Raw genomic sequence first — 24972 nt, forward strand, 5'->3', positions numbered from 1 at the left:
GCGGGTGGCAAGGGTGTCGGGATCAGCGCTCCGCCCGCGCCCGAGCGCGCCGCAGTCGCAGGTGTCGGCGTACCGCGTCCCGGCTGAGGCTCATGCACGCGATCCGGTCGTCGAGGCGGGCCAGCTCGGCGGTGAAGAGCGCGACCATCTCGCCCCCCTCGTCGCCCGGCGTGCCGCCGGCCACCGGGCCGTACGGGTCGCGAAGCAACGGCAGGATCAGCCGGGTCGGCAGCCCCGACCTGATCAGGCTGCTGACCAGCGTGGCCCGGTCCACATCCGCCTCGGCGTACCGCCGGTAGCCGCTCGGGGCGCGCTCCGGGGTCAGCAGCCCGCGCTCCTCGTAGTACCGCAGCATCCGCACCGGAATTCCGGTCCGCCGGGACAGCTCACCGATCCGCACGGCGACTCCTTGACTCTCACATCGATGTGAGACTTTACGGTGCTGGCCATGGCCACTCAACCTCCCGGATCCGCCGCCCCGCCGGGCCCGCCGCCCGGGCCCGACCTGATCCGCGCCGGCGTCGTCACCCGGTTCGGCGGACCCGACGTGCTGCGCACGGTCCGGGTGCCCCGACCCGTCCGGGCACCCGGACACGCGCTGGTCCGGGTGCACGCGGCGTCGGTCAACCGGGGCGAGACGAAGATCCGCCGCGGGCTCGTGCCCGAACTCGGTCCGCCCCCACTGGTCCTCGGCTCGGACCTGTCCGGCACCGTCGTCGAGGCCGCGCCGGACGGCCGGTTCCGGGTCGGGGACGAGGTCTACGGCATCCACTTCATCGGCACGTACGCGGAGATCGTCTCGGTGCCGGAGGCGAGCCTGGCGGCCCGACCCGCCACCGTGGACCACCCGACGGCGGCAGCGCTGCCGGTCGCGGCGCGCACCGCGCTCCTCGCCGTCGTCGAGTACGCGGACCTGCGCCCCGGCCAACGGATCCTGATCCACGCCGCCGCCGGCGGGGTCGGCCACCTCGCGGTCCAGCTCGCCCGGCAACGCGGCGCGTACGTGTTCGGCACGGCCCGCACCGCGCACCACCGGTTCCTGCGCGACCTCGGCGTGCACGAACCCGTCGACTACACCCGCACCGACTTCCGCCGCGTCGCCCGCGACGTGGACGTCGTCCTCGACCTGGTCGGCGGCGACTACGGAGGACTGTCGCTCGACGCGCTCCGCCCGGACGGCCTGCTGCTCGGTGCCGCGCTGGACCCGGGCGTCACGGAACAGCAGGCGCACCGACGAGGCCGACGGTACCGCTGGCTGGGCGGGACAGACCTGGCCCGGCCGCTCGACACGATCCGCGACCTCGTCGACGCGGGACAGCTCACGGTCCACATCGAGCGGACCTATCCACTGTCCGAGCTGGCTGCCGCGCACGCGCGCGCCGACACCGGCCGGGTCACCGGCAAGCTCGTCGTCACGCTCGACGACGAGCCCGCCGCGGACGGCGTCGCCTGACCGTCAGGCCGGGGCGCGGACGCCGGTGTCCGGCCCGGTGATCTCCGCCTCGGGCACCGCGCGGGGCGCCGGCGTCCGCACCGCGAACGCGTCGAAGCTCGGCCCGTCCAGCCGCTCGATGAACGGCTCGGCGCGCGGCCGGTCGACGTCGTCCCGCTCGGCCTCCGCGCGCCCGGCCCGGGGCCGGTCGTTCTCGTCCCGCTCGGCGTCCGCCCGCTCGACCTCCGCCCGCTCGACGTCGGTCCGGTCGGCGTCGGTCCGCTCGACCGGCGCCGGCTCGGTCGCCGCCGTGACGGTCCCCATCAGCCGCGCCGCCACCTGCGGATACTCGGCGGTCTCGCCACCACCCGCGGCGGCCGCCATCACCGCCGCCGCGGCCAGGTCCGCCACCCGCTTGGCCTCCCGCTGCACCCGGGCCCGCGTCTCCTTGGCGTGCTGCTCGGCCAGCTCCGCCGCGCGCCGCGCCTCGTCCAGCCGCTTGGTCTCGGCGGTCAGGTCCCGGCGTACGCCGACCAGCCGCTCCTCCAGCTCGGCGCCGGCCCGCTCGATCGTGGTGATCTCCCCACGGGCCTGCTCCAACTGCTTGCCGACGCTCTCCAGCTCGCTCTTGAGCTGGGTCAACGCCTCCTGCCGCTGCTGGATCTCCCGCTGCACGGCGGTGAGCTGCACCTGGTGCGCCGCGGTCTCCTCGTCGGCCCGCTCACGCACCTCGGTGGCGTACTGCTGGGCCTCGGCGACCAGCGCGGCGATGTCCCGCTCGGCGGCCGTCGCCCGGTCGGCCAACTCCTGCTCGGCCGCGGCCCGCCGCTCGTCCAGCTCGCGGGCCATGGTCGCCTGCCACTGGGCCAGCTCCTGCTGGGCCTTGCTCCGGTTGGCCTGCACCTCTTGCTGGATCTGGGTGCGGGCGGCCTTCACCAGCGCCTCGGAGGCGGACCGGGCCTGCTCGACCTGCTGCGTGGTCTGCTCGCTGATCCGCTTCGCCTCCTGCTGGGCCCGGTCGTGCACGGCCTGACCCTCGGCGCGCAGCTTCTCCGCCAGCTCCCGGACCGCGGCCAGCTCCGCCTGCGCGGCGACCCGGCGCTCCTCGTCGGCCCGCTCCCGCTCGGCCCGGCGGCTGGACAGCTCCTCCTCCAGCTCGCGCCGGTCCCGGGCGGCCTGCTCCTGGGCCGCGGTCAGCACCCGCTCGGCCTGGGCCTGGAAGTCGTCGGCGCGCTTGGTGGCCATCTCGGTGATCTGACCGGCCTGCTTCTCGGCCAGGTCGAGGATCTGGTCGACCATCGGGCCGAGGTCGCGGAACGACGCCCGGTCCACCGCCGTCGGACGGTCGCGCAGCTCGACCGTCTCGGCCTGCGCCCGCTGCACCTGCGTGGTCAGGTCACGGATCTGGGCGTACGCCCGGTCCCGGGCGGCGGTCAACGCGCCGATCTCGCCGTCCATCTGCTCGACGTACCGGTCGACCTGCCGTTTGTCGTAGCCGCGCAGCGCCGGGTCGAACCGCGGTCGCGCGGACACGTCGTCGTGGGGTGCGAACGGTTCCTCACCGTTGGACATGCGCCATCCTCCGTCGGTTCGCCAGCGCCAGGCCGCGGGGCACGATGAGGCGCAACGGTACCGTGTGCGCGCGCGGCGCTCGCCCCGCCCCGCCCCCGGCCCGCCGGTCGGTCCGACGGTCAGGCCGGGAAGTGCGGATTCCCCGCCGTCAGGCGGATGGTGAAACCGTCGGCGTCCCGGTGGTGCGTCACGTGGTCGCAACTCTGGTGGCTGATCCACAGCCCCAGGCCACCTTCGGTGCCGTCACCGGCCGGCAGCAGCCCGGCGTACGGGTCCTTGGGGCCGGCGCCCAGGTCGTGGACGCTCACCACCATCCGGTCCGCCGCGCACCACAACCGCAGGCGCACCGGTGGCGTCCCGTGCCGCGTCGCGTTGCACACCACCTCGCTGACGGCCATCACCAGGTCCTCGACGCCGTCGGGCGGAAGGTGCCCGGGGTCGGCGGCGCGTACCGCCTCGCGGGCGTGGGCCGGCGTCGGATCGGTCAGCTCGACCAGTGGCGCGGTCTGCTGGAGCGGGTCCAGCGGGGCCGGCCGGCACTCGGCCAGATAGGTCGCCGGCTCGGTGTAGGCGCCGGTCGGCTCGTGGCTGCCGTCCGGCCGGGCGATCCGGGGATGGGTACGCATCACGTCGGCCAGCACGTGCGGCGGCACGACTCGCCGGTCGTAGGCGCAGATGCCCCAGACCGGGAAGTCGTCGTAGGCGTGGTTGATCGCCGACTCGTAGCGGGCCCACGCGTCCCAAGTCGCGCCGAGCAGCGCCGGTGGCAGCTCGCCGACCATCCGGAGCTGCGTCCGGCCCAGCGTGGCCGAAGCGAACCACTCCCGATAGGCCCGGATCGCCGCGGCGGGCCGGGCGTAGACGTCCCCGCCGGGCAGGTAGGTGACGTCCGCGCCGACGGGCAGCGCCCGGCGCACCAGCTCGGCATGCGGCGCGTCCAGGCTCACCGCCACGCGTTCGCCGGCCTCGATGCCGCCCAACAGGAACGGCAGCGCCACGGCCAGCAACTCCTCGTCGGAGTCGTAGAGGAGGGCCTCGTGGAAGTAGCCCACGTGGCCGGCGGCCGCGCCGGTCCTCACCGGACCACCTCCACCCGTACCTCGGTCAGGCCCAGCAGCTCGGCCAGCCGTGCCGCGGCCGGCCGGCGGGTGCGCAGCACCGCGACCGCGTCGTGCCGACGGGCGTGGTCGCGCAGGTGCAGCAGGCTGCGGTGGTCGAGGAAGCGCAGCCCTGTCGCGTCGAACACCAGCCGCCCGGCCGTCGGGCGCGGATCGGCCCGCTCCAGCGCGGCGGCGAAGAGCCGGTGGGCGGTCGGGTCCAGCTCGCCGCCGAGCGCCACCACCGCGTCACCGCCGCCGGCGTACAACCGGAACGGCACGTCGGTGTTGGTCTCCGGATGCATGCAGGCCAGCTCCGCGATCGCCGCGTCGCCGAGCACCCGACGGTCGTAGGCGCAGACCGCCGACATCGGCCGGTGCCGCATCCAGTGGTCGATGCGGTGCTCGTAGCGGGCGAACGCGTCGCGCTGCGCGACGGTGCGGACCAGGCCGGTCGCCTCGGCCAGCACCCGCAGGCCGGTGTGGCCGGCGGCCAGCGCCTCGGTGGTGGCCCGCACGTATGCCTGCACCTGCCGCTCCGGGTCGACGACCTCGTCGTGGCGGTAGGCGTGGCCGACCGGGAACAGCCGGACCGCGCCGCGTCGCCGCGCGGCGTCGAAGCCGGGCACCGAGGCCAGTCGTCGGGCCACGGTGTCGGCCTCCTCCGGACCGACCAGCCAGACCTGCTCGCCCGCGGCGAGACCGGTGGTGACCTGCTCGACCGCCCAGGCGTGGAACACCGCCGGGTCGTCGTAGGCGAGGCAGGCATGGCCGTGGCCCGGGTCCGTCACGCCCCCGTCGGTCACCGGCTCCACCTCATCGGCCCATCCTATGCCGCGACGAACTGGAGATCGCGCCAGGCGGTGGCGTCGAGGGGTGGGTCACCCAGCGCGAACTCGGCCCAGTTGTTCCAGTACGCGATCGCGTCCACGTCGGTCTGCTGACGCAGCCAGCCCACGTGGTCCCGGACCGCCTGTGCCCGGCCGGCGCCGGTGGTGTCGGCGGTGGTCCGGCTCAGCCCGTACTCGGGCACCAGCAGCCGGACGCCGGGACAGGCGGCACGCACCTTGCCGAAGGCCACCCCGAACATCCGGGAGGCGGGCCAGTACGCGGCGGTGTCCCGCGAGAAGCAGTCCACGCCGTAGTGCGTCATGCCCGGATAGGCCCAGTCGGCCGGATTGCCGCCGCCCTCGTCCAGCCAGTAGCGGGTGACGATCGGGCCGTGCCCGAGCACCCAGCGCCGGTTGGGGTGCCCGGCCACGAGCTGGGTCACCCGGGCCGCGGTGGCCCGGTACGTCGCCGGCGTCACGTCGCCCATCGGTTCGTGGTACCAGGTCAGGTAGATCGGCCGGCGTGCGCCGTCGAGCCAGCCCGCCAACTGCTCGACGTCGTCCTTCCAGGAGACGTGCATGACGGCCGACGGCGCGTCGACGAACTTGCCGGCGTCCAGCGCGGGCAGCTCCGGCAACGCGTCCGCGTCCGGGCCGTCGGTGCCGTAGTCGCGCATGTAGCGGATGTCCGGATAGTCGGCGACCACCTGCCGGGTCCGGGCCCCCTTCTCGGCGCTCATCCCGACCAGCAGCGGCACCGTCAGCGTGAGGGTGCCGGCGCCGGTGCGGCCGGCGGCGTCCCGCGCCGTCGCGGTCACCGTGACCGGACCCCGGCCGGCCAGGACGGTGACCGTGAAGCTGGTCGGGTCGGTCCCGTTCGGGGTGACCGTCACGCCGGGCGACGTGCTGGTGAGCTGGATGGTCAGCGGGACGCTCAGGTCCACCCGGACCGGGACGTCCCAGGCGGCGCCGGTGGGGTCGCTGACCCGGCCGGCGACGGTGAGCAGCCGTGAGTCGGGGTGGTAGGCGTCGACCCGTACGGTGGTCGACTGCCCGGGCAGCAGGACGGTCCGGGTGGCGGTGACGGAACGGATCACGGGTGCGGCCATCGCGGTCTCCTTCGGTGGGCTCGTTAGCGCTCCGGCCGCACGTCCTCGGGTGGCCAGAAAGGCTCTGACCTGCGCTTTCACCAGCTTGCCCCGGTTCGGCGCGAATCGCCACGGGTGGGCGCAGATGGCGCGAAACCCGGCCTCCGCTCCGGCGGTCCGCCGCCCGCGGGAGTGGGGGAGAGCGCGGGATCAGGGAAGGGGCCGGGCGATGTCGCGGGCGTGGTCGGTCACGGCGGCGCCGACCACGGTGGCGGTCAGCGGCAGCACCTCCAGGCAGCGACGCACCGCGGCGGCCATCAGCGGGTTCGGCACCCGCATGGAGAGCGTGCAGTGCGGCACCCAGCGCCCCGGCCGGTAGTGCTCCACCACGTCGACGCCAGCCCGGGCCAGCCGTTCGTACACCACGGCGTGGTGGGCCAGCAGCTCCGAGGTGGGCGCCGGCCCGAGCCAGAGCACCCGTCCGACGAACTGGCCGGCGTGCTGGAACTCCAGGCGCAGCGGCGCGGCCACCACCGTCCCGGCGAGCGCCGCGGCCACCCGTTCCGGGTCGAGGCGGGGCGCGACGGCCAGCGAGACGTGCGGGCGGTGCCGCTGCGCGAGCAGCGACCGCATGCTCGGCACCCCCTCGGACTCCAGCAGGTCCCACAACACCCGGATCCGCCGGGAGGCGTCGGTGTCCAGATACAGCTCCAGCGCCGCGACCACCCGACCACCCTAGGCGGCGAGGTTTGCCGCCCCCGCTGGGCGGTACTGCCCCGGGGGACGGCACGAGACGGTGGGGGAGTGAGGCCACGTGGACGTGAACGACCTGCTGACCGAGGCGTACGGGCGACTGCCGGACCTGGTCGCCGGGGCCCTCGACGGGCTCGACCCGGAACAGCTGCGGCACGCCCCGGCGGACGGGGCGAACCCGGTGGGCTGGCTCGTCTGGCACCTGACCCGGATCCAGGACCACCACGTCGCCGACCTGCTCGGCGAGCGGCAGCTCTGGGTCACCGGCGACTGGGCGGGCCGGTGCGGCCTGCGGCCCGATCCGGACGACACCGGCTACGGCCACGGGCCCGAGCAGATCGCCGCCGTGCGCCCGGAGAACGGCGGCGTGCTGCTCGACTACCACCGGGCGGTGGTGCGGCGGAGCGTGGCGTACCTGCGCGGGCTGCGTCCGGCCGACCTGGACCGGGTGGTGGACGAGAACTGGGACCCGCCGGTCACGCTCGGCGTCCGGCTGGTGAGCGTGCTCGACGACGACCTCCAGCACGCCGGGCAGGCCGCCTACGTGCGCGGGCTCATCCGGCAGCGCTGACCACCGCCCGCGCGCGATCCAGCGCGGCCTGCCCGAGCAGGAAGCACGCCTGAGCCTCGGGGGAGGTGCCCGGGCCGGCGAAGTCCGGCGCGCCGCTGACGCCGGTCACCCGCCCGTACCGGTCCACCCGCCGGGCGGCAGCGGCCAGCAGTTCCGCGCCGGTGTCGAACCACGACGGCGGCAGCCAGCCGTCGGCCACCCCGGTCAACGCCGCGTAGCCGAGCAGTTGGGCGGTGTTCGCCTCGCGGAACGCGCCGGGGTCGTCGAGCACGTCGGGAAAGAGGCCGTCGTCGGTGCGGTACCGCAGGCAGGCGGTCAGCACCTCCGCGGCGTGCCCGGCCAGCTCGGCGCGCGTCCCGGTCGGCCAGTCCGACGTCAGGCGCAGCGCCCGGGCGATCCCGGCCACCACCCAGCCGTTGCCGGTGCCCCACGGCTGCGGGCGGTCCAGCTCGCCCCGGTCGGCGTCCCAGCGGGCCGCGTAGAGGCCGGTACGCGCGTCGTGCAGCCGGCGTCGGTGCCCCGTCACCTGGAGGGCGGCCAGCTCCGTCCGGCCGGTCAACGCGAGCAGCGGCACCACCATGTAGACCGTGTCGGCCCACACCTGCCGGCCGTCCAGCAGGTGGAACAGCGTGCCGTCGGCGTCCCGGGGGGCCCGGCGCGTCAGCCAGTCGAGCTGGGCGTCAAGCGCGGCGGCGTACCTCGGATCGCCGGTGGTGGTCTCGGCGTGCCGGACCACCTCGCCGCAGGCGGCGCCGTTCACCGCGCCCACCGACCCGGCCAGCTCACCGAGCCGGCCGTCGGGCCGTTGCCGGGTCACCGCGGCGTCCGCGACGAGCGTCGCCGCGTCGAGACGGCCCAGGTCGAGCAACGCCTGCCCGGTGATCCCCTGCTCCCAGGACTCCCGCTGCATGGTCAGCAGCGCGAGCAGCACCCGGTCGGTGGTGGCGTCAGCGGTCGTCGACATGCCCGTCCGGTACCCACCCCGGCGGCCCGTCTCACCCGGACCGGGTGAGTTGGACTCACCCCGGCGGCGGGAACGCTGCGGCCACGGGCGGAGCCGCGCGTCGGGCCGCCGCGACGACGCACGAGGGAGGACCGATGAGCACCTCCGCCGCGGAGCACCTCGCCCGGGGGGCGGCCGGCCGGCACCCCGAGTTGCCGGAGACCACCTCCGGCACCATCCGCCTGGACCTGCGGGAGGGCGGCCGGACCGAACACTGGTACCTGAGCATCGACCGGCAGGACGTGCGGGTGGCCCGCTCGGCCGAGGAGGCGGACCTGGTGGTCCACGCCGACCGGGAGGTGTTCGACCGGATCGCCGCGGGTCACCTGCACCTGGCCGCGGCGGTGCTGCGCAACGACATCAGCGCGCAGGGCAACCTCCAGCTCCTGATGACGTTGCGCCGGATCTTCCCCGGCCCGCCCGGGGCCCGGCATCCCCGGGACGTGGCCGGCTCCCCCCACCGGCCGGTGGCCCGATGAAACAGGAACTCGTCTCCGTCCTCGCCGGCAACGCCTTCGCCATGGGCGACGCGCAGGGCGACATGGAGGCGCACCCGTGCGCCCCGATCGGCCTGTTCTCCTTCGACACCCGGTTCCTGTCCCGGTGGATCCTGACGGTCGACGGCGAGCGGCTGCACTCGCTCTCCCGGGACGACCTGACCTACTACGAGACCCGCTACGTGCTGGTGCCCGGCGCCGCCAGCCACTACGTGGACGCGGACGTCTCGGTGATCCGGCACCGCTCCGTCGGCGAGGCGTTCCACGAGCAGATCACGGTGCTGAACCACTCCGCCGAGCCGGCCGACTTCATCGTGCGGATGGAGATCGGCAGCGACTTCGCCGACACCGCCGAGATCCGCCATCCCGCGCCGCGCCGGCCGGTGGCCACCGCCGACTCGGAGCAGCGCGAGCTGCGGATCCGCTACCGGCGCGGACGGTTCACCCGGGAGACCCGCGTCTCCAGCACCGCACCGGTCGAGGTCGACCAGCAGGGGATGACGTTCCGGATCCGGGTCGACCCGAACGGCGCCTGGCACACCGAGCTGCACGTCCGGATGATCATCCAGGGCGCCGGCGAACGGGACCTGCGGAGCGACATCGAGGCGCACCGCCAGCAGGTCCGGCGGAGCATGCGGGACGACCTGGACCGCTGGCTCGACCAGGCGCCGCAACTGGTCGCCGAACGCCAACCCCTGGCCGCCGCGTACCGGCAGGCGCTGACCGACCTCGCCGCGCTGCGGTACACCCCCCTGGCGTACGCCGAGCGGGTGCCGGTCGGCGGGCTGCCCTGGGCGATGACGCTGTACGGGCGCGACGCGCTGATCACCTGCCTGGAGACGCTGCCGTTCACGCCCGAACTGACACCGCCGACGCTGCGGATGCTCGCGCTGGCCCAGGGCGGTCAACTCGACGACTACCACGACGAGGAGCCCGGCAAGATCCTCGGCGAGCTGCGGTACGGCGAGGCGGCCGCGTTCGACGAGGAGCCGACCGCGCTCTACTACGGGGCGGCCGACACCACGCCGCTCTTCGTCGTCCTGCTCGACGAGTACGAGCGCTGGAGCGGCGACGCGGACCTGGTCCGGCAACTGCGGCACCCGGCCCGGATGGCGCTGAACTGGCTGACCGAGTACGGCGACCCGTACGGCGACGGCTACCTGCGCTACCAGCCGCGCAACACGGTCAACGGGCTGGCCAACCAGACCTGGCGCAACTCGCCGGAGGCGATCGTCGACCGGCACGGCGTCGAGCCGCCGTTCCCGCGCGCCACCGCCGAACTCCAGGGGTACGCGTACGACGCGCGGATCCGGGGCGCCCGGCTGGCCCGGGAGTGCTGGGACGACCCGGAGTACGCCGAGCGGCTGGAGGCCGACGCGGCGCGGCTGCGGGAACGGTTCAACCGGGACTTCTGGCTCCCCCAGCGGGGCTACTACGCGCTGGCCCTCACCCCCGACGGGGAGCCGGTCGACGCGCTCACCTCCGCCCTCGGGCACCTGCTCTGGAGCGGGATCGTGGAACCCGAGCGGGCCGACTCGCTCGCCGCCCACCTGTGCGGGCCGGACCTCTTCTCCGGCTGGGGCGTGCGCACGTACGCCGAGGGGCAGCGGCCGTACAACCCGGTCGGCGCGCACCTCGGCGCGGTCTGGCCGTCGGACAACGCGCTCGTCGCGGCCGGTCTGCGTCGCTACGGCTACGACGCGGAGGCCGCCCGGATCGCCGCCGGCGTGCTCGGGGTGGCGGAGACGCTCGGCGGGTCGGTGCCGGAGGTGATCGCCGGCTACCCGCGCCGGGTCACCAAGTACCCGGTGCAGCTCCCGGCCGCCGGCCGACCGCAGTCGTGGGCCTCCGGCGGCCTGCTGATGCTGGTCGCGGTCATGCTGGGGTTGCGGCCGTGCGGGGACAACCTGCTGGTGGACCCCGCCATCCCGGCCGGCTACGGCCGGATCGAGCTGCTCGACGTGCCGGGCCGCTGGGGGCGGGCCGACTCGTACGGCCGGGAACGGGACAGCCGCCGGCGGCTGCGGGCCGGCACCCGGGACGCGGCCTGACCCGCTGTCAGCCGCCAGTGTCAGCCGGCGCCGCGGTTCGCCGGTGTCGTCGGCTCGGTGGCCGGGGACAGCGGCCCGCCCACCGGCGCCGCCGGTGCCGCACCCGCCCGGGCGAGCAGCCGGTCGACGCCCACGAACAAAAGGCCCAGCAGCCAGAACACCGCGGCGAAGCCGAGCGCGCTGAGCCCGACACCGTCGTAGCCGAGCTGCCCGGCGTCAAGGAACGGGTACGGGTAGCGGTGCACGACGAGCCCGCGCATCAGCGCGAACCCCAGGTACGCCAGCGGGAACACCAGCCACCAGGCGGCGTACCGGGGGCGCAGCCGGCCGCGCCTGTCGAACAGCGCCCAGTCGGCGATCGCGAGCAGCGGCACCACGGTGTGCAGCAGTTGGTTGCCCCACCACTCGCCCGGTTCGCGGTGCGGCTGGGCCATCGCGAACGGGCTCGCCGGGTTGGCCAGCACCAGGTGGTAGACCGTGCCGGTGATGGTGATGTAGAGCGTCACCGCGCCCTTGAGCGCGCTCGGCGGCTCCGGCCGGTCGCGCGCCGCGCACCAGGCGGCGTAGCCGGCGAGGACGCCGACCGCCACGTTGCTCTGGATGGTGAAGTACGGCAGCAGGCCGGTCACCGTGGCCGGGCCGAGCGCGGTGAGCACGATGCCGGCCACCACGCCGAGCACCAGGGCCAGGCGGAGGAGGATCGCCGGTCGGCGACGCCGCGGGGTCACCGGGGCAAGTTACCAGCCGGTCGTCAACCGGCGCGCCGGCCGGTCGGGTCGGGTGCGGCGTCGTCAGGCGTCCGGTCGGCGCCGGGGCCGTCCGGTGTCCGCGCGGTGTCGGAGCCGGGACCGGCCGGTGTCCGCGCGGTGTCGGCGGTGGGGCTGACCGGGGGTCCGGCGGTGGCGGTGGCGGTCGGTGGCCGTACGGTGCCGGCCGGAGGGCCGGACGGCACCGAGGTGGGAACGACACCTGTCGGTGGCCCGCCCGTCGGGTGCTCCGCCGGCCCGCTCGGGCCACCCGACGCCGGGGAGCCGGCGCCGCTCGGCGCACCGGCGCCGTCGAGCAGGGCGGCGCAGTAGGCGGCCACCCGGCCCGGGCCGCCGGCGGTGGCGACCAGCCCGGCGAAGGCCGGGGTGCCCAGCGCGCGCCGTCGCTCGGCTCCGGCGACGGCCCGGTACGCGGCGCAGAGCCTGGCCGGGGCGGACGGGTCGGGGGCGCCGACGGTGGGACCGGGGGCCGGACGGCTCGGGCGGCCCGGGGGCGTGGACGGGGCCGTGGGGCGGGTGCCGGTGCTGGTGCCGACCGGTGGCGTCTCGTCGCGGGTGGTGCCGGGCAGGTTGCCGGTGACCGCGGCCAGCGCGACGCCACCGGTGAGCGACGCGGCAAGCGTGGCGACGGTGAGCTTGACGCCCAGCAACCCGGCGAACCGGCGGGCCGGACGCCCGCCGGTGGCGGGGCGTCCCGCCGCCGGCCGTCGACCGGGGGCGCCGGCCGCCGGCCGTAGCTCCGGGATGCCGGCCGCCCGACCGATGGCCGGGACGTTCGCCCGGAACGCCGCGACGGCGGCGGCCTCGCCGTCGAGCTCCCCGGCGTCGGGCCCCGCCCGGACGGCGTCGAGGAACCTGACAAGCGCGGGGGGAGCGGTCTGCGCGCCGACGGAGGAACCGGCGAGCAGTCGCTCGACGGTTTCCTGGTCCAGGCGGGATGCGTCCATCTCGTGACCCTCAGCGCCGCCACCTGTGGGAGCGTCACACGCCGGACCCGGCGGGCGGCGTGAGACCGGTCACCCTCACCTGCGCCGCCGCCCCGCCCCGGGGACGGGTGGGGTCAGCCCATGGTCTTCGCGCCGTCGATCGACTCGCGGATGATGTCGGCGTGGCCGGCGTGCTGGGCGATCTCGGCGATCAGGTGCAGCAGCACCCGGCGGACCGTCCAGGCGGCGCCCGGCTCGAACCACGGCTCGTCGGGCAGCGGATGCGCGGCGTCCAGGTCGAGCGTGGTGACCAGCGCGTCCGTCGCGGCGGCCACCCGGTCGAACTCGGCGAGCAGCGCGGCCAGGGTGTCGCCCTCGTCCATCCGGAACTGGCCGGCCCAGTCGACCGGCTCGCTCCGCATCGCCTCGGCGCCGCCCGCCGCGAAGCGCGCCCAGCTCCGTTCCGTGATCGCCACGTGCTTGACGATCCCGCCGAGGCACAGCTCGCTGGCCGTGCTGCGGCGGGCGGCCTGCGCGTCGTCGAGCCCGGCCACGGTCTGGCGCAGGAAGCCGCGGTGCCGGCGCAGGGCGGCGAGCAGATCGGCCCGCTCGCCGGTGGGCACCCGGTCGGTGACAGCCATGTCGTTCGTGACAGCCATGCCGTTCGTCCCTTCGATCGTTCCCGGGTCACGGTACGACCCGGCACCGACAACTGCGGCGATCCACACCGGAGCCTCCGGTTGCCGGTCCGTCCGGTTCGCGGTGAACTGAACGACATGGGTGTCATCAAGGTGGGCACGTCCTCGTGGGCCGATCAGATGCTGGTCCGTTCCGGCTGGTACCCGCGCGGGGCCAACACGCCGGCCGGCCGGCTGCGCTGGTACGCCGAGCGCTTCGGTCTGGTCGAGGTGGACACCTCGTACTACGCCGTGCCGGCGCCGGAGACCACGACGGCGTGGGCGGACGCCACCCCGCCCGGCTTCACCTTCGACGTCAAGGCGTTCCGGCTCTTCACCGGCCACCACACGCCTGTCGACGCGCTGCCGAAGGACCTGCGGCCGACCGGTGGCCCGAGCCGGATCCGGTGGCGCGACCTGTCCGCCGGGGCGTACGACCAGCTCTGGGACCGGTTCCACGCGGCGCTGGCGCCACTCGCGGCGGCCGACCGGCTCGGCGCGGTGCTGTTGCAGTTCCCGCCGTGGCTGGCCCGCGGCGAAGCGGCCCGGCGGCGGATCCTGGCCGCCGCGCAGCGGTGCCGGCCCTTTCCGGTCACCGTCGAGCTGCGTCACTCCTCCTGGTTCACCGAGGACGCCGTGGTCGACACCGTGACGTTCCTGCGCGAGCACGGCCTCGGATACGGCTGTGTGGACATGCCGCAGGGCCACGTCTCCTCGGTGCCGCCGATCCTGGTCGCCACCACCGACCTGGCGGTGGTCCGGTTCCACGGGCACAGCGACGCCTGGTCCAGCGGCGACAAGCAGGAGCGGTTCCGTTACGCCTACGGCGATTCGGAGCTGCGGCACTGGTCCGTGCTGCTGCGCGAGCTGGCCGACCAGTGCGCCGAGCTGCACGTGCTGACCAACAACTGCTGCGGCGACCAGGCCCAACGGGACGCCGCCCGCCTCGCCGAGCTGCTCGGCGTGGTGCCCGCCGCCGTGCGGGCCTAGCGGTGGCGCCCTGACCGGCCCACCGGAGCACCCCGGGTTTTTCCGGCTGCCGCACGGGTACCGGCCAGGGACGACAGCGAGGGGGACGAACAGATGGACGAACGGCGGGACGAGACGACAGCGGACGGCCGGGATCCCCGGGCGACCCGGGAGGCCGAGGAGGCGCACGGCGGCAGCATGGCCCCGGACCTGGTGCACGACACCGGGCGACCGGTGACCGGGTCGCCGGTGCCGGACAACGAACCGTCCGCGCCCGGCGCGCCGGGGGAGGACGGCACCGGCTCCTGACCGGGCACCGCGCGGCCGGCGAACCACCCCGATGTGGGTCGCCGGCCGCGCGGTGGCTCAGCGGCCGGACGCGACCAACTGACGGCCGGCCGCGCCCACGGCGGCCATCTTGCCGAGGTTCTTCGGCGCGGACATCAGCCCGCCGGCACGGTCCAGCATGCCGCGGAACACCTGACCGGGCTTCTGCTGCTCGCTCATGTAGGCGGTCATCACGACGAGCGCGCCGGTCAGCGCCGGCACCGCCCACTGGAGCAGCTTCATCTGCCGCTGGCTGGCCGCGACGGTGGCCGGCGTGTGGTGGTTCGGTTCGGTGATCCCGTCGACGGGCGGCCCGCCCGCCTTCTCCAGTCGCATGCCGACCAGCCGGCTGTAGCCGGTCACCGCCAGCGCGCCGACGGTCAGCACGGTCTTCACCGCGCTGGCCTTCCCCACCCCGGACTGCCGGGCCATCCGCGGGGTCTCGGTGACCAGTTCACCGACCGCGCCGGCCAGGTGGGCGCCGATCGCCGCCGCGTTCACCGGGGTCCACCGCGCCCAGCCGGCCGAGGCCACCGGCAGTCGCTGAGTCGTGTCGTCGATTCGTGCCGCCGCGCCGTTGACGCCGAGCGCCCCCATCAGTGAGCCGCCGAACCAGGCCGCCAGGCCCAGGTCGTGCATCGAGCGCAACGCGGTGTGCCGTTCGGACATCTGATCCCCCTCCGCCGTGTTCGGGCGGTGCGGCATACCCGTCCTCGGCCGGCTCACGCCCCCGGGATTCGTCCCGGCAGCGCGCCGGCGAACGCGGCCACCCGGGCGGCCAGCGGCGCCGCCGCGCGGACCCAGGTGAAATGGTCCAGCGCGGCGCCCGCCTCGGCCACCGTGTAGCGGTGCCGGGTCACCGGCGCGCCGGTCAGCTTGTCGCAGAGGTGGTCCAGCGTCTCGTGCGGCGTGTACTGGTCGTCGTCGACGCTGACCGCGAGCACCGGCGTGCGGATCCGCCGCACGGCGGCCTCCGCGTCGACGCCGTCGAGCGCCGGGAACCGGCCGGTCCGGGCGGTGTGCGCCCAGTCGCGGATCACGCCGCTCGCCTGCCGGCCGCCGAACCCCCAGCCGGGCCAGACCCCCAGCAGCCGGGCCACCGCGGCGATGCCCTGGGTGTACGGCAGCACGCCCCAGCCGCGTCGGCCCGGGTAGCGGCGCCACCACGGCAGGCCCACCGCCACCAGCGCCAGCCCGTCCACCCGGCCGGCGTCGTGCAGCGCCTGGTGCAGCACCGCCACCTGCCCGCCGAGGGAGTGCCCGAGCAGCACCCGGACGCGGCCGTCCAACCGGGGCTTGAGCGCGTCCAGCACCGCGCCGACGTCGGTGGCCAGCTCGGCGTAGCCGTACCGGCAGGTGCGCGCCGGCGCCGGGGTGCTCTCCCCGGTGCCACGCAGGTCCGCCACGATCACCGCGAGCCCGGCGTCGCGCAGCGCGGCGGCGAACGGACGGTAGTAGCGGGCCCGGACGCCCATCGCCGGCCAGATCACCACCACCGGCGCGCCGGGTGGCCCGGCCGGCTCCGGATAGACCTGGACGCCGAGCCGGGCGCCGTCGACGTCCACGTACTCCTGCGCGTACTCGCCACTCACCGGCCCAGCCTAGCTACCGGTGGGTAGCAAACGGTGGGTGGACCCGTCGCACCCATCCCGGCCGGTCAGCCGGGCAGCATCCCGGGGCCGAAGACCTCGTAGGCGATCCGCCGGGCCGGCACACCCCGGCGCAGCAGGTCACCACGGACCAGGTTCATGAACGCGATCGGGCCGCACAGGTGGGCCGTGGCCCCGGCGGCGACCGGGATCCGGGCCGGCTCGACCAGGCCGGCGCGTACCTCCGCCTTCAGCGGGGGCAACTCGGCGTCGGCGGTGTCCTCGTACCAGAGGTGGACCGCCAGGTTCGGCAGCCGCTCCTGCATCGCGGGCAGTTCGTGCCGCAGCGCGTGGGCGGCGGCGGCGCGATCGGCGTGCACCACTGTCACCTCTCGGCGCGGGTCCCGCTCGGCCAGGTGCGCCAGCGTCGCCATCGCCGGGGTGATCCCGATGCCGGCGCTGACCAGCAGCAGCGGCCCGCCGTCACCGGTCGCGTCGACCTCGCCGAACGCCGGGCTCAGCCGGAGCGTGTCGCCCACCGACACCCGGTCGTGCAGGTACCCGGAGACCAGGCCGTCCGGCGCGCCGGCCTGACCACGGACCCGCTTCACGGTGATCCGCCACTCGGCGGCACCCGGTCGGCCGGAGAGACTGTACTGCCGGATCTGCTGTCCCCGACCGTCGTCCAGGTCGACCGCGACCGAGACGTACCGGCCGGGCGTGAAGTCGGGGGCCGCGCCGCCGTCGGCCGGCGCGAGCGTGAACGAGACGACGTCGGCGGTCGCCCGGGCCCGGCCGGTCACCCGCCAGTCCCGCCACACCGGGCCGCCCTCCGGCACGCCGGCGCCGGCGTACAGTCGCGCCTCCCGGGCGATCAGCTCGCAGGCGAGCAGCCAGTAGACCTCGTCCCAGGCGGCGGCGACCGCCGGCGTGACGGCGTCGCCGAGCACCTCGGCGACCGCGGCGAGCAGATGCCGGCCGACGATCGGGTACTGGGTCGCGGTGATGCCGAGCGAGGCGTGCTTGTGCGCGATCCGGTCCAGGACCGGCCCCCACGGCAGGCCGGCGGCGTCCCCGGTCAGGTGCCCGGCGTACGCGACCACCGCCGCGGCGAGCGCGGCCTTCTGCTGGCCGGTCGCCTGGTTGCCCCGGTTGAACAGGTCGAGCAGCTCCGGGTGGGCGTCGAACATCCGTCGGTAGAACCGGCCGGTGATCGCCTCGCCGTGGGCCCGGACGGCGGGCAGGGTCGCGGTCACCACGGCGGCGGAGGATTCCGAGAGCACGGCTTGTCTCCTTCTGGCGTCGAACGGGGTCGACCACCACGAAACAGGAGTCAAAGATTCCTCTTCAGGGTCCAAGGTCCCGGAACGGACGTGGCGCGGATCACCGTCGATCGGCCCGTGTCGCCCACGGCGTCCAGTGACTACTGTCGTGGTGTGAGGCTCAACCGGTCGACCGACATGGCGCTGCGAATCGCCATGCTGACCGCGGCGTCCCCGGTCCGGGCCACGGTGGACGAGTTGGCCACCCGGCTCGCCCTGCCCCGCAGCCACGTGGCCAAGGTGGTGCAGCGGTTGCAGCGGCTCGGCGTCCTGGTCACCATCCGGGGCCGCTCCGGCGGGGTGGCCTTCGCCGAGCACGCCGGCGACGTGACCGTCGCCGCGGTGGTGCGCGCCTTCGAGGGCGACGACGAGGTGGTCAACTGCGCCGAACCGGCCTGCCCGCTGGTCACCGGCTGTCGGCTGCGCGGCGAGCTGCGCCGGGCCCAGGCCGCGTTCCTCGCCGTGCTCGACGGCGTACGCCTCGGCGACCTGGTCGACGGCCCGGCCGGCCCGCTGCTGCTCAGCCTCGGCGCCCGGCCGGCCGTCCCCTGATGGGCGTCTCGCACCCGGTCTTCGCCCGGCTCTTCGCCCGGGCCAGCGTCGCGATGGACGCCGCCGGCGCGGCCACGCACCGGGGGCGCCTGGTCGCCGGGTTGCACGGCCGGGCGGTCGAGGTCGGCGCCGGCAACGGACGCAACCTGCCGCACTACCCGCCGACCGTGACCCGGGTGCTCGCCGTGGAGCCGGAACCCCGGCTGCGCGCCCTCGCCCGGGCCGCCGCGACCACCGCCCCGGTTCCGGTGTCTGTCGCCGCCGGTGTGGCCGAGGCGCTCCCGGTCGCCGACGGCGCCGTCGACGTGGTGGTGCTGTCGCTGGTGCTCTGCTCGGTGCCCGACCAGGCGGTGGCGCTGCGCGAGGCGCGCCGGGTGCTCCGGCCCGGCGGCGAGCTGCGCTTCTACGAGCACGTGGTCGCGTCGACACCGGGCCTGCGCCGGGCCCAGCGGCTCGCCGACGCGACGCTCTGGCCGCTGCTCTGCGCCGGCTGCCACACCGCCCGCGACACCGTGGGCGCGATCCGGGCCGCCGGCTTCACCGTGACCGGGCTGGACCGGTTCCGTTTCCCCGCCGCCGGGATCCCGGCGCCCGCCTCGCCGCACGTGCTCGGCACCGCGACCCGCGCCTGACCGTCCGCGTGCCCACGCGCGGGGACGCCGGCCGGTGACTGCCGGCCGGCGTCCTCAGCGCCCGCTGGTCGGGTGGCGTCCGCTCCCGCTGGGCCGGGGTGGCGTCAGCTCACGCTGATCGTGCCGTCCGGGGCGCGGACGCAGGACACGGCGCGGGCCCCGGTCACCGCCGCTCCGCTCAGGCAGCGGCCGAGCACCTGGTGGCCGGCGGCGCTCGGGTGCCACGACTCCTGGCAGGTCTGGAAGTAGGTGCCGCAGGCGTTCGCGATCCGCTGGATGTCCAGCTTGTCGTAGCCGGAGAGGCTGGTCACGAAGGTGCCGCTCGGGCCGTCCATCAGCCGGATCGGGGTGGCCAGCGTGTTGGCCGGGCTGCCCGCCGACTCGCAGAGCCGGGCGCCGTCGAACGCCCGCTGCACGTTCAGGTAGACCAGGTCGTCGGCCGGGAACTCGGCGGCCAGCGTGCCGCGAACGGAGCTGACCAGCGTGCCGAGCCCCTGGGAGAAGCGCTGGCCCGGGGCCAGGCTGGCGCGGTGGATGGGGCAGCCGGCCGCGTACCGCTCCGCGCCCAGCGCGCGGAACTTGTCCCGGGTGTCGTCCCGGCTGTCCTCGCTCCAGTAGCTCTGGTCCAGCTCGTACGGCAGTGGGTTGGTGTAGTCCTGGAACACCACCCGGTGCTGGCCGTCCGCGTCGACCTCGTCGAGCGTGGTGAGCAGTTGCCGCAGCGCCGCCGTGGTCTCCGCGGTGGCGGCCGAGAACTGCGCGGCGGTGCCCAGGTCGGCGTCGGTGCACGGCTTCTGCTCCACCGGCCCGCCCAGGTACGCCCAGAACTCCCACCAGCCCGTCCACGCGTCCGCGATGAACCGGTTGGCGCACTTCTCCGCCACGCTGCCGAACGTGAAGGAGCTGTTGTTCGAGCCGAGCCCGACGAGCACCAGGTCGATGTCGTGGGTCCGGGCCACCGAGCGGAGCTGGTCGAGCTGGGCGGCCACCTGCCGGCCCTTGGCGCGGCCGGCCGAGGCGTTGGCGATGTCGTAGGGCTGCCCGCCCGAGCAGGCCAGGTTGAACCGCGCGGCGATGCCCGGCAGGTCGGCCCGGAACAGCGAGGCGTTCGGTGAGCGGTGGCAGAAGTAGGCGTTGGCGTTCGCCGCCGACCACCCGGGGAAGCCCTGCGCGACGCCGTTGACGTCGACCACCGGGGCGTACCCGCCGGCGCCCTCGCCACTGATGAAGCTGTCACCCAACGCCACCGCGGCGGTGGGCAGCGCCGCGGCGGCGGGCGCGGCGGGCGCCACGGCGGCCGGCAGCGCTGCCGTGGCGAGCGCCAGCGCCGCCACGAGCACGGAACGACGGAACACGGACATGCCCCACCTCACCCTCACACATAGAAACGTGAAAGATCCTCTGAGGTGGCGATCACATCACGGGCGTGTGACGGGCGTCAATGCCCGGACACGTGGTCACGACCGGTGTTCACAATCCGCCCGCGAGCGACCGGGAAGACGAGCGGCGGCCCGGTCGTTGTCGGGCAGGGACGCCTTTCCGTCGTCGTCGGGCACCGCCGCCGGGGGCGGCCCGCAGGTCGACCGGGCAACACCGCACCCGGGTGCATCGGACCTGTCGGAGCGCCGGGCTAGGCTCGCTGCGGCGCGCCGCGCCCGGCGATCGCCGTGGGACCGCTCACGGTGAACGGCACCACACCGCCGAGACCTGGGAGTACGACCAGTTGACCGCACAGCCTGAGACGCTCTACGGGGCCGACGACCTGACCCATCTGGAGGGCCTCGACGCCGTCCGCAAGCGCCCCGGCATGTACATCGGCTCCACCGACAGCCGTGGCGTGGGTCACCTCGTCAACGAGATCCTCGACAACTCCACCGACGAGGGTGTCGCGGGTCACGCCACCGCCGTCGACGTGATCCTGCACGCCGACGGCTCGGTCCAGGTCGACGACGACGGCCGCGGCATCCCCACCGACGTGCACGCCAAGTCCGGCATCTCCGGCGTCGAGCTGGTGCTCACCCGGCTGCACGCCGGAGGCAAGTTCGGCGGCTCCGGCTACAAGACCTCCGGCGGCCTGCACGGCGTCGGCGCCTCCGCCGTCAACGCGCTCTCCCGCCGCTTCGACGTCACGGTCCGCCGCGCCGGCAAGGTGCACGCCATGTCGTTCCGCCACGGCGTACCGGGGATCTTCGACGGCGACGGCCCGGACGCGCCGTTCACCCCCGGTCCCGGTCTCCAGGTCGTCGGCGCGGTGAAGCGCGGCCAGCGCACCGGCACCTCGATCCGTTGGTGGCACGACCCGCGGTACTTCGAGACCGGCGCCACGCTCGACACCGCGGCGGTCCGGCTCAAGCTGCGCAACACCGCCTTCCTGGTCCCCGGCGTGGCCTACCGGCTGCGCGACGAGACCGGCGAGGAGGCGGTCGAGGAGCGTTTCCACTTCCCCGACGGCCTGACCGACATGGTGGAGTTCCTCGCCCCGGCCGGTGACCGCCCGGTCTCCGGCACGCTGCTGGTCACCGGCGAGGGCACCTACCGCGAGAACGCCGCCGACGCCAACGGCGTCATGCAGTCCAACGTGCAGCGTCGCGCCGAGGTCGAGATCGCGTTCCGCTGGGGCACCGGCTACGACCGCACCGTCGAGTGCTTCACCAACACCATCCGCAACGCCCACGGCGGCACCCACCGCAAGGGCTTCGAGCGCGCGCTGGCCCGCACTCTCGCGGAGGCCGCCCGCACCACCCGGGGTCTGCTCAAGCCCAAGGAGGACGCGCCCACCCTGGACGACGTCCTGGAGGGCATGACCGCTGTGGTGCACGTGCGCATCCCGGAGCCGCAGTTCACCTCGCAGACCAAGGACGAGCTCTCCACGGCCGGCATCACCAAGGTGCTCCAGGGTCTGGTCGAGGCGCACCTCAAGAGCTGGCTGGACGACCGCCGCACCAAGGCCGAGGCCCGCACGGTGCTCCAGAAGATCGTCGACGCGGCCCGGGTCCGGCTCACCCAGAAGCAGCAGAAGGACGCCGCCCGCCGCAAGACCGCGCTGGAGGGCGCGGCCATGCCGGCCAAGCTGGTCGACTGCCGCGCCGGAGGCATCGACAGAAGTGAATTGTTCATCGTGGAGGGGGACAGCGCCCTCGGGACAGGGCGCCTGGCCCGATCCGCCGAGTACCAGGCCCTGCTGCCGATCCGCGGCAAGATCCTCAACGTGCAGAAGGCCAACCTCCAGCAGGTGCTGGACAATGCCGAGTGCGCGGCGATCGTGCAGGTGCTGGGCGCCGGCTCCGGACGGACGTTCGACCTGTCCACGCTGCGCTACGGCCGCGTCCTGATCATGGCGGACGCGGACGTCGACGGCGCGCACATCCGGACGCTGCTGATCACGCTCTTCGCCCGCTACATGCGCCCGCTGATCGAGGCCGGCCGGCTCTACGCCGCGATGCCGCCCCTGCACAAGATCACCACCAGGGGGCGTAACCCGCAGACCGTCTACACCTACACCCAGGCCGAGATGGAGGCGACGGTCCGCAAGCTGGAGAAGGCCGGCAAGCAGATCGTCACCCCGATCCCGCGCTTCAAGGGCCTCGGCGAGATGGACGCCGACGAGCTGTGGGAGACCACCATGAACCCGGCCACCCGGGCGGTCCGCCGGATCACGCTCGACGACGTCGACGCCGCCGAGCGGATCCTCGAACTGCTCATGGGGGAGAAGGTCGAGCCCCGCCGCAACTGGCTCATCGACTCCGCCGACCGCGTCGACCGCGACGCCATCGACGCCTGACCACCGCGTTCGTTTCGGAAGGAAGCTGCACCATGGCACGCCGCAAGGACGACCGCGCGAAGGCCGACCTCTCCGCCTTCGACCAGGCCGGCGCCCGGGTCTTCGACAACCCGCTGGTCACCGAGGTTTCCGACTCCTACCTGGAGTACGCGTTCTCGGTCATCCACTCCCGCGCCCTGCCGGACGCCCGGGACGGGCTCAAGCCCGTGCACCGGCGCATCCTGTGGTCGATGCACGAGTCGGGGTTCCGGCCGGACCGCTCCCACGTCAAGTCGGCCCGCGTGGTCGGCGACGTGATGGGTCGCTACCACCCGCACGGCGACACCGCGATCTACGACGCCATGGTGCGACTCGCGCAGGACTTCTCGCTCAACGTCCCGCTCATCGACGGGCACGGCAACTTCGGCAGCCCGGACGACGGACCGGCCGCCGCGCGTTACACGGAAGCCCGGATGTCGCGGGAGGCCATGCTGCTCGTCGGCGAGCTGGGTGAGGACACCGTCGACGTCGAGCCCAACTACGACGGCTCGCTGACCCAGCCCACCGTGCTGCCGGCCGCCTTCCCGAACCTGCTGGTCAACGGCGCGTCCGGGATCGCGGTCGGGATGGCGACCAACATGATTCCGCACAACCTCGGCGAGGTGGTCCAGGCCGCCCGCTGGCTGATCAACCACCCGGACGCCACGCTCGACAAGCTCATGGAGTTCGTGCCCGGCCCCGACCTGCCCACCGGCGGGCTGCTGCTCGGCCTGGACGAGGTGCGCCGGGCGTACGAGACCGGGCGCGGCGTGGTGCGGATGCGTGGCCGGGTGGAGATCGGCCCGCTGGAGGGCAGCCGGGGCCGGCAGGCCATCACCGTCACCGAGCTGCCGTACGGCGTCGGCGCCGAGAAGGTCATCGCGGCCATCACCAACGAGGTCAACAAGACCAAGCGGCTGACCGGCATCGCCGACGTCAAGGACCTCACCGACCGGGAGAACGGCACCCGCCTGGTGGTCGAGTGCAAGGTCGGCGTCAACCCGCAGGCGCTGCTGGCCGACCTCTACCGGCTGACCCCGCTGGAGCAGTCCTTCGGCGTGAACAACCTGGTGCTGGTGGACGGCCAGCCGCGCACGCTCGGGCTCAAGGAGCTGCTGGAGGTGTTCCTGTCCCACCGCTACGAGGTGGTGACCCGGCGCACCGCGTACCGCAAGCGCAAGCGGGAGGAGCGGCTGCACCTGGTCGACGGGCTGCTGATCGCGCTGCTCGACATCGACAGGGTCGTGAAGCTGATCCGGGCCAGCGAGGACGCCCAGGCCGCCAAGGACGGCCTGATGCAGCGGTTCACGCTCTCCGAGATCCAGGCCAGCTACATCCTGGACACCCCGTTGCGTCGGCTGACCAGGTACGACCGGCTGGAGCTGGAGACCGAGCAGGAGAAGCTGCGCGGCGAGATCGCCGAGCTGTCGACGATCCTGGACGACGAGAAGGTGCTGCGGAAGCTGGTCTCCGACGAGCTGGCCGCGGTGGTGAAGCAGTTCGGCGTGCCGCGGCGCACCACCCTCGTCGACGGCGACCTGAAGGAGGTCCTCGCCGCCTCGGTGCCGGCCGGCCCGCTGGAGGTCGCCGACGATCCGTGCCAGGTGATTCTCTCCGCGACCGGGCTGGTCGCCCGCACCGCGGCCGAGTCGGAGGAGGCGGCCGAGGCGCGTCGCCGCAGCGGCCGGGTCAAGCACGACGCGGTACGCGCGGTGGCGCACTCCACCGCCCGGGGGCGGGTGCTGCTGGTCACCAGCGCCGGCCGGGCGTTCAAGATCGACGTCTTGCCGTTGCCGGTGCTGCCGGAGCAGTCCGGCACGGTGTCGCTGCGCGGCGGCATGTCGGCCGCCGAGCTGGCGCCGTTGGCGCCGGGGGAGACCGTGGTCGGGTTGGCGCCGCTGGGCCCGTCCGCCGAGGGGTCGCCCGGTCTGGCGCTGGGCACCCGGCAAGGCGTGGTGAAGGTGTGCGCGCCCGACTGGCCGGTCCGCTCGGACGAGTTCGAGGTGATCTCGCTGCGGGAGGGCGACGAGGTGGTCGGCGCGTCCTGGCTGGCCGACGGCACCGAGGCGCTGGCATTCGTCTCCTCGGAGGCGTCGTTGCTGCGCTTCCCGGCGTCCCTGGTCCGTCCGCAGGGTGTCAAGGGCGGCGGGATGGCCGGCATCAACCTCCCGGCGGGGGCGCGGGTGGTCTTCTTCGGCGCGGTCCGCACCGACGATCCGCGGCACGGCGAGCCGATGGTGGTCACCTCGACCGGCGCCACGGTCAAGGTGACGCCGATGACGGCGTACCCGGCGAAGGGACGGGCGACCGGCGGCGTGCGCGCGCAGCGGCTCCTCAAGGGCGAGGTGGAGCTGTCGGTGGCCTGGATCGGCCCGCGGCCGGTGGGCGCGACGGCCAACGGTGACCCGGTGGACCTGCCCCCGGCCGACCCGCGCCGCGACGGTTCCGGCTTCGCCGTGATGCTCGGCCCCACCGTCATCGGCCACCACATCGACCGCGACTGACCCCACCCCACCCC

The 24972-nt window shown here is 74.7% G+C and carries 24 protein-coding genes; 10 read left to right on the top strand and 14 right to left on the bottom strand.

Annotation, left to right across the window (positions count from 1 at the left end; genetic code table 11):
* Positions 1-22: 22 nt before the first annotated feature.
* Positions 23-400, bottom strand: a complete 378-nt coding sequence (locus C8054_RS10795; RefSeq protein ID WP_107156626.1) for a MerR family transcriptional regulator — start codon at positions 398-400, stop codon at positions 23-25.
* Positions 401-448: 48 nt separating this feature from the next.
* On the opposite strand from C8054_RS10795, the gene C8054_RS10800 reads away from it, so the two are divergent.
* Positions 449-1453: an NADP-dependent oxidoreductase gene (locus C8054_RS10800; protein WP_107156706.1), complete on the top strand. Its 1005-nt coding sequence runs from the start codon at positions 449-451 to the stop codon at positions 1451-1453.
* 3 nt (positions 1454-1456) lie between these two features.
* Here C8054_RS10800 and C8054_RS10805 read toward each other — a convergent pair whose 3' ends face one another.
* From C8054_RS10805 to C8054_RS10825, 5 genes are all read right to left on the bottom strand, one after another.
* Entirely contained in the window at positions 1457-3004 is a 1548-nt protein-coding gene (locus C8054_RS10805; protein ID WP_107156627.1) for a hypothetical protein, read from the bottom strand.
* A gap of 119 nt (positions 3005-3123) precedes the next feature.
* Positions 3124-4083, bottom strand: a complete 960-nt coding sequence (locus tag C8054_RS10810) for a sensor histidine kinase (protein ID WP_107156628.1) — start codon at positions 4081-4083, stop codon at positions 3124-3126.
* Positions 4080-4907 carry an MEDS domain-containing protein gene (locus C8054_RS10815; protein ID WP_107156707.1) on the bottom strand — a complete coding sequence of 276 codons (828 nt, stop codon included), beginning with the start codon at positions 4905-4907 and terminating at the stop codon, positions 4080-4082. The genes C8054_RS10810 and C8054_RS10815 overlap by 4 nt, the downstream gene beginning before the upstream one ends.
* A 23-nt stretch (positions 4908-4930) precedes the next feature.
* Positions 4931-6040, bottom strand: coding sequence for a hypothetical protein (locus tag C8054_RS10820; protein ID WP_107156629.1), 1110 nt, complete (start codon positions 6038-6040; stop codon positions 4931-4933).
* A gap of 189 nt (positions 6041-6229) precedes the next feature.
* Positions 6230-6745 (bottom strand): 2'-5' RNA ligase family protein, encoded by a 516-nt coding sequence (locus C8054_RS10825; RefSeq protein ID WP_107156630.1) that lies wholly within the window; start codon positions 6743-6745, stop codon positions 6230-6232.
* A gap of 88 nt (positions 6746-6833) precedes the next feature.
* Here C8054_RS10825 and C8054_RS10830 point away from each other — a divergent pair, with 88 nt between their 5' ends.
* The gene (locus C8054_RS10830; RefSeq protein ID WP_107156631.1) at positions 6834-7343 is read left to right on the top strand and encodes a DinB family protein; all 510 of its coding nucleotides are present in this window, start codon (positions 6834-6836) and stop codon (positions 7341-7343) included.
* Here the strand turns inward: C8054_RS10830 and C8054_RS10835 are convergent.
* Positions 7327-8307 (bottom strand): glycoside hydrolase family 88 protein, encoded by a 981-nt coding sequence (locus C8054_RS10835; protein WP_107156632.1) that lies wholly within the window; start codon positions 8305-8307, stop codon positions 7327-7329. The two genes, C8054_RS10830 and C8054_RS10835, sit on opposite strands and share 17 nt — an antisense overlap.
* Positions 8308-8441: 134 nt before the next feature.
* Here C8054_RS10835 and C8054_RS10840 point away from each other — a divergent pair, with 134 nt between their 5' ends.
* Together C8054_RS10840 and C8054_RS10845 are read left to right on the top strand one after the other, a co-directional pair.
* Complete coding sequence (locus tag C8054_RS10840) at positions 8442-8825, top strand: SCP2 sterol-binding domain-containing protein (RefSeq protein ID WP_107156633.1); 384 nt, start codon at positions 8442-8444, stop codon at positions 8823-8825.
* Positions 8822-10894, top strand: a complete 2073-nt coding sequence (locus C8054_RS10845) for a glycogen debranching N-terminal domain-containing protein (protein ID WP_107156634.1) — start codon at positions 8822-8824, stop codon at positions 10892-10894. The genes C8054_RS10840 and C8054_RS10845 overlap by 4 nt, the downstream gene beginning before the upstream one ends.
* A gap of 20 nt (positions 10895-10914) precedes the next feature.
* Here the strand turns inward: C8054_RS10845 and C8054_RS10850 are convergent, their stop codons facing one another.
* The 3 genes from C8054_RS10850 to C8054_RS10860 form a co-directional block, all read right to left on the bottom strand.
* Complete coding sequence (locus C8054_RS10850; RefSeq protein WP_199199686.1) at positions 10915-11622, bottom strand: Pr6Pr family membrane protein; 708 nt, start codon at positions 11620-11622, stop codon at positions 10915-10917.
* Positions 11623-11645: 23 nt separating this feature from the next.
* A complete protein-coding gene (locus C8054_RS10855) occupies positions 11646-12608 on the bottom strand; it encodes a hypothetical protein (RefSeq protein WP_107156635.1) in 963 nt (320 codons plus the stop codon).
* A 113-nt stretch (positions 12609-12721) separates the two neighbouring features.
* The gene (locus C8054_RS10860) at positions 12722-13246 is read right to left on the bottom strand and encodes a DinB family protein (RefSeq protein ID WP_233219577.1); all 525 of its coding nucleotides are present in this window, start codon (positions 13244-13246) and stop codon (positions 12722-12724) included.
* Between the two features lie 117 nt (positions 13247-13363).
* On the opposite strand from C8054_RS10860, the gene C8054_RS10865 reads away from it, so the two are divergent.
* A complete protein-coding gene (locus tag C8054_RS10865; protein WP_107156708.1) occupies positions 13364-14254 on the top strand; it encodes a DUF72 domain-containing protein in 891 nt (296 codons plus the stop codon).
* A 93-nt stretch (positions 14255-14347) separates the two neighbouring features.
* Positions 14348-14542, top strand: a complete 195-nt coding sequence (locus C8054_RS10870; protein WP_107156637.1) for a GTPase activator — start codon at positions 14348-14350, stop codon at positions 14540-14542.
* A gap of 57 nt (positions 14543-14599) precedes the next feature.
* On the opposite strand, the gene C8054_RS10875 is transcribed toward C8054_RS10870, so the two are convergent.
* The 3 genes from C8054_RS10875 to C8054_RS10885 all read right to left on the bottom strand — a co-directional run bounded on the left by C8054_RS10875 (position 14600) and on the right by C8054_RS10885 (position 17432).
* Positions 14600-15229 (bottom strand): hypothetical protein, encoded by a 630-nt coding sequence (locus C8054_RS10875; protein ID WP_107156709.1) that lies wholly within the window; start codon positions 15227-15229, stop codon positions 14600-14602.
* A gap of 53 nt (positions 15230-15282) precedes the next feature.
* Complete coding sequence (locus C8054_RS10880; RefSeq protein WP_107156638.1) at positions 15283-16152, bottom strand: alpha/beta fold hydrolase; 870 nt, start codon at positions 16150-16152, stop codon at positions 15283-15285.
* 65 nt (positions 16153-16217) lie between these two features.
* Positions 16218-17432, bottom strand: coding sequence for a globin domain-containing protein (locus C8054_RS10885; protein ID WP_107156639.1), 1215 nt, complete (start codon positions 17430-17432; stop codon positions 16218-16220).
* Between the two features lie 153 nt (positions 17433-17585).
* Here C8054_RS10885 and C8054_RS10890 point away from each other — a divergent pair, with 153 nt between their 5' ends.
* The gene (locus tag C8054_RS10890; RefSeq protein ID WP_107156710.1) at positions 17586-18023 is read left to right on the top strand and encodes an Rrf2 family transcriptional regulator; all 438 of its coding nucleotides are present in this window, start codon (positions 17586-17588) and stop codon (positions 18021-18023) included.
* Positions 18023-18655 (top strand): methyltransferase domain-containing protein, encoded by a 633-nt coding sequence (locus C8054_RS10895; protein WP_107156640.1) that lies wholly within the window; start codon positions 18023-18025, stop codon positions 18653-18655. Before C8054_RS10890 ends, C8054_RS10895 begins: the two co-directional genes overlap by 1 nt.
* A 104-nt stretch (positions 18656-18759) precedes the next feature.
* On the opposite strand, the gene C8054_RS10900 is transcribed toward C8054_RS10895, so the two are convergent.
* Positions 18760-20016 (bottom strand): hypothetical protein, encoded by a 1257-nt coding sequence (locus C8054_RS10900; RefSeq protein ID WP_107156641.1) that lies wholly within the window; start codon positions 20014-20016, stop codon positions 18760-18762.
* 278 nt (positions 20017-20294) lie between these two features.
* Between C8054_RS10900 and C8054_RS10905 the strand changes: the two genes are divergently transcribed.
* Together C8054_RS10905 and C8054_RS10910 are read left to right on the top strand one after the other, a co-directional pair.
* Positions 20295-22436 (top strand): type IIA DNA topoisomerase subunit B, encoded by a 2142-nt coding sequence (locus C8054_RS10905; protein ID WP_306766810.1) that lies wholly within the window; start codon positions 20295-20297, stop codon positions 22434-22436.
* Between the two features lie 32 nt (positions 22437-22468).
* Positions 22469-24958, top strand: a complete 2490-nt coding sequence (locus C8054_RS10910; RefSeq protein ID WP_107156642.1) for a DNA topoisomerase (ATP-hydrolyzing) subunit A — start codon at positions 22469-22471, stop codon at positions 24956-24958.
* Positions 24959-24972: the final 14 nt, after the last annotated feature.

The organism is Micromonospora sp. RP3T (assembly GCF_003027925.1).
GTDB lineage: Bacteria > Actinomycetota > Actinomycetes > Mycobacteriales > Micromonosporaceae > Micromonospora.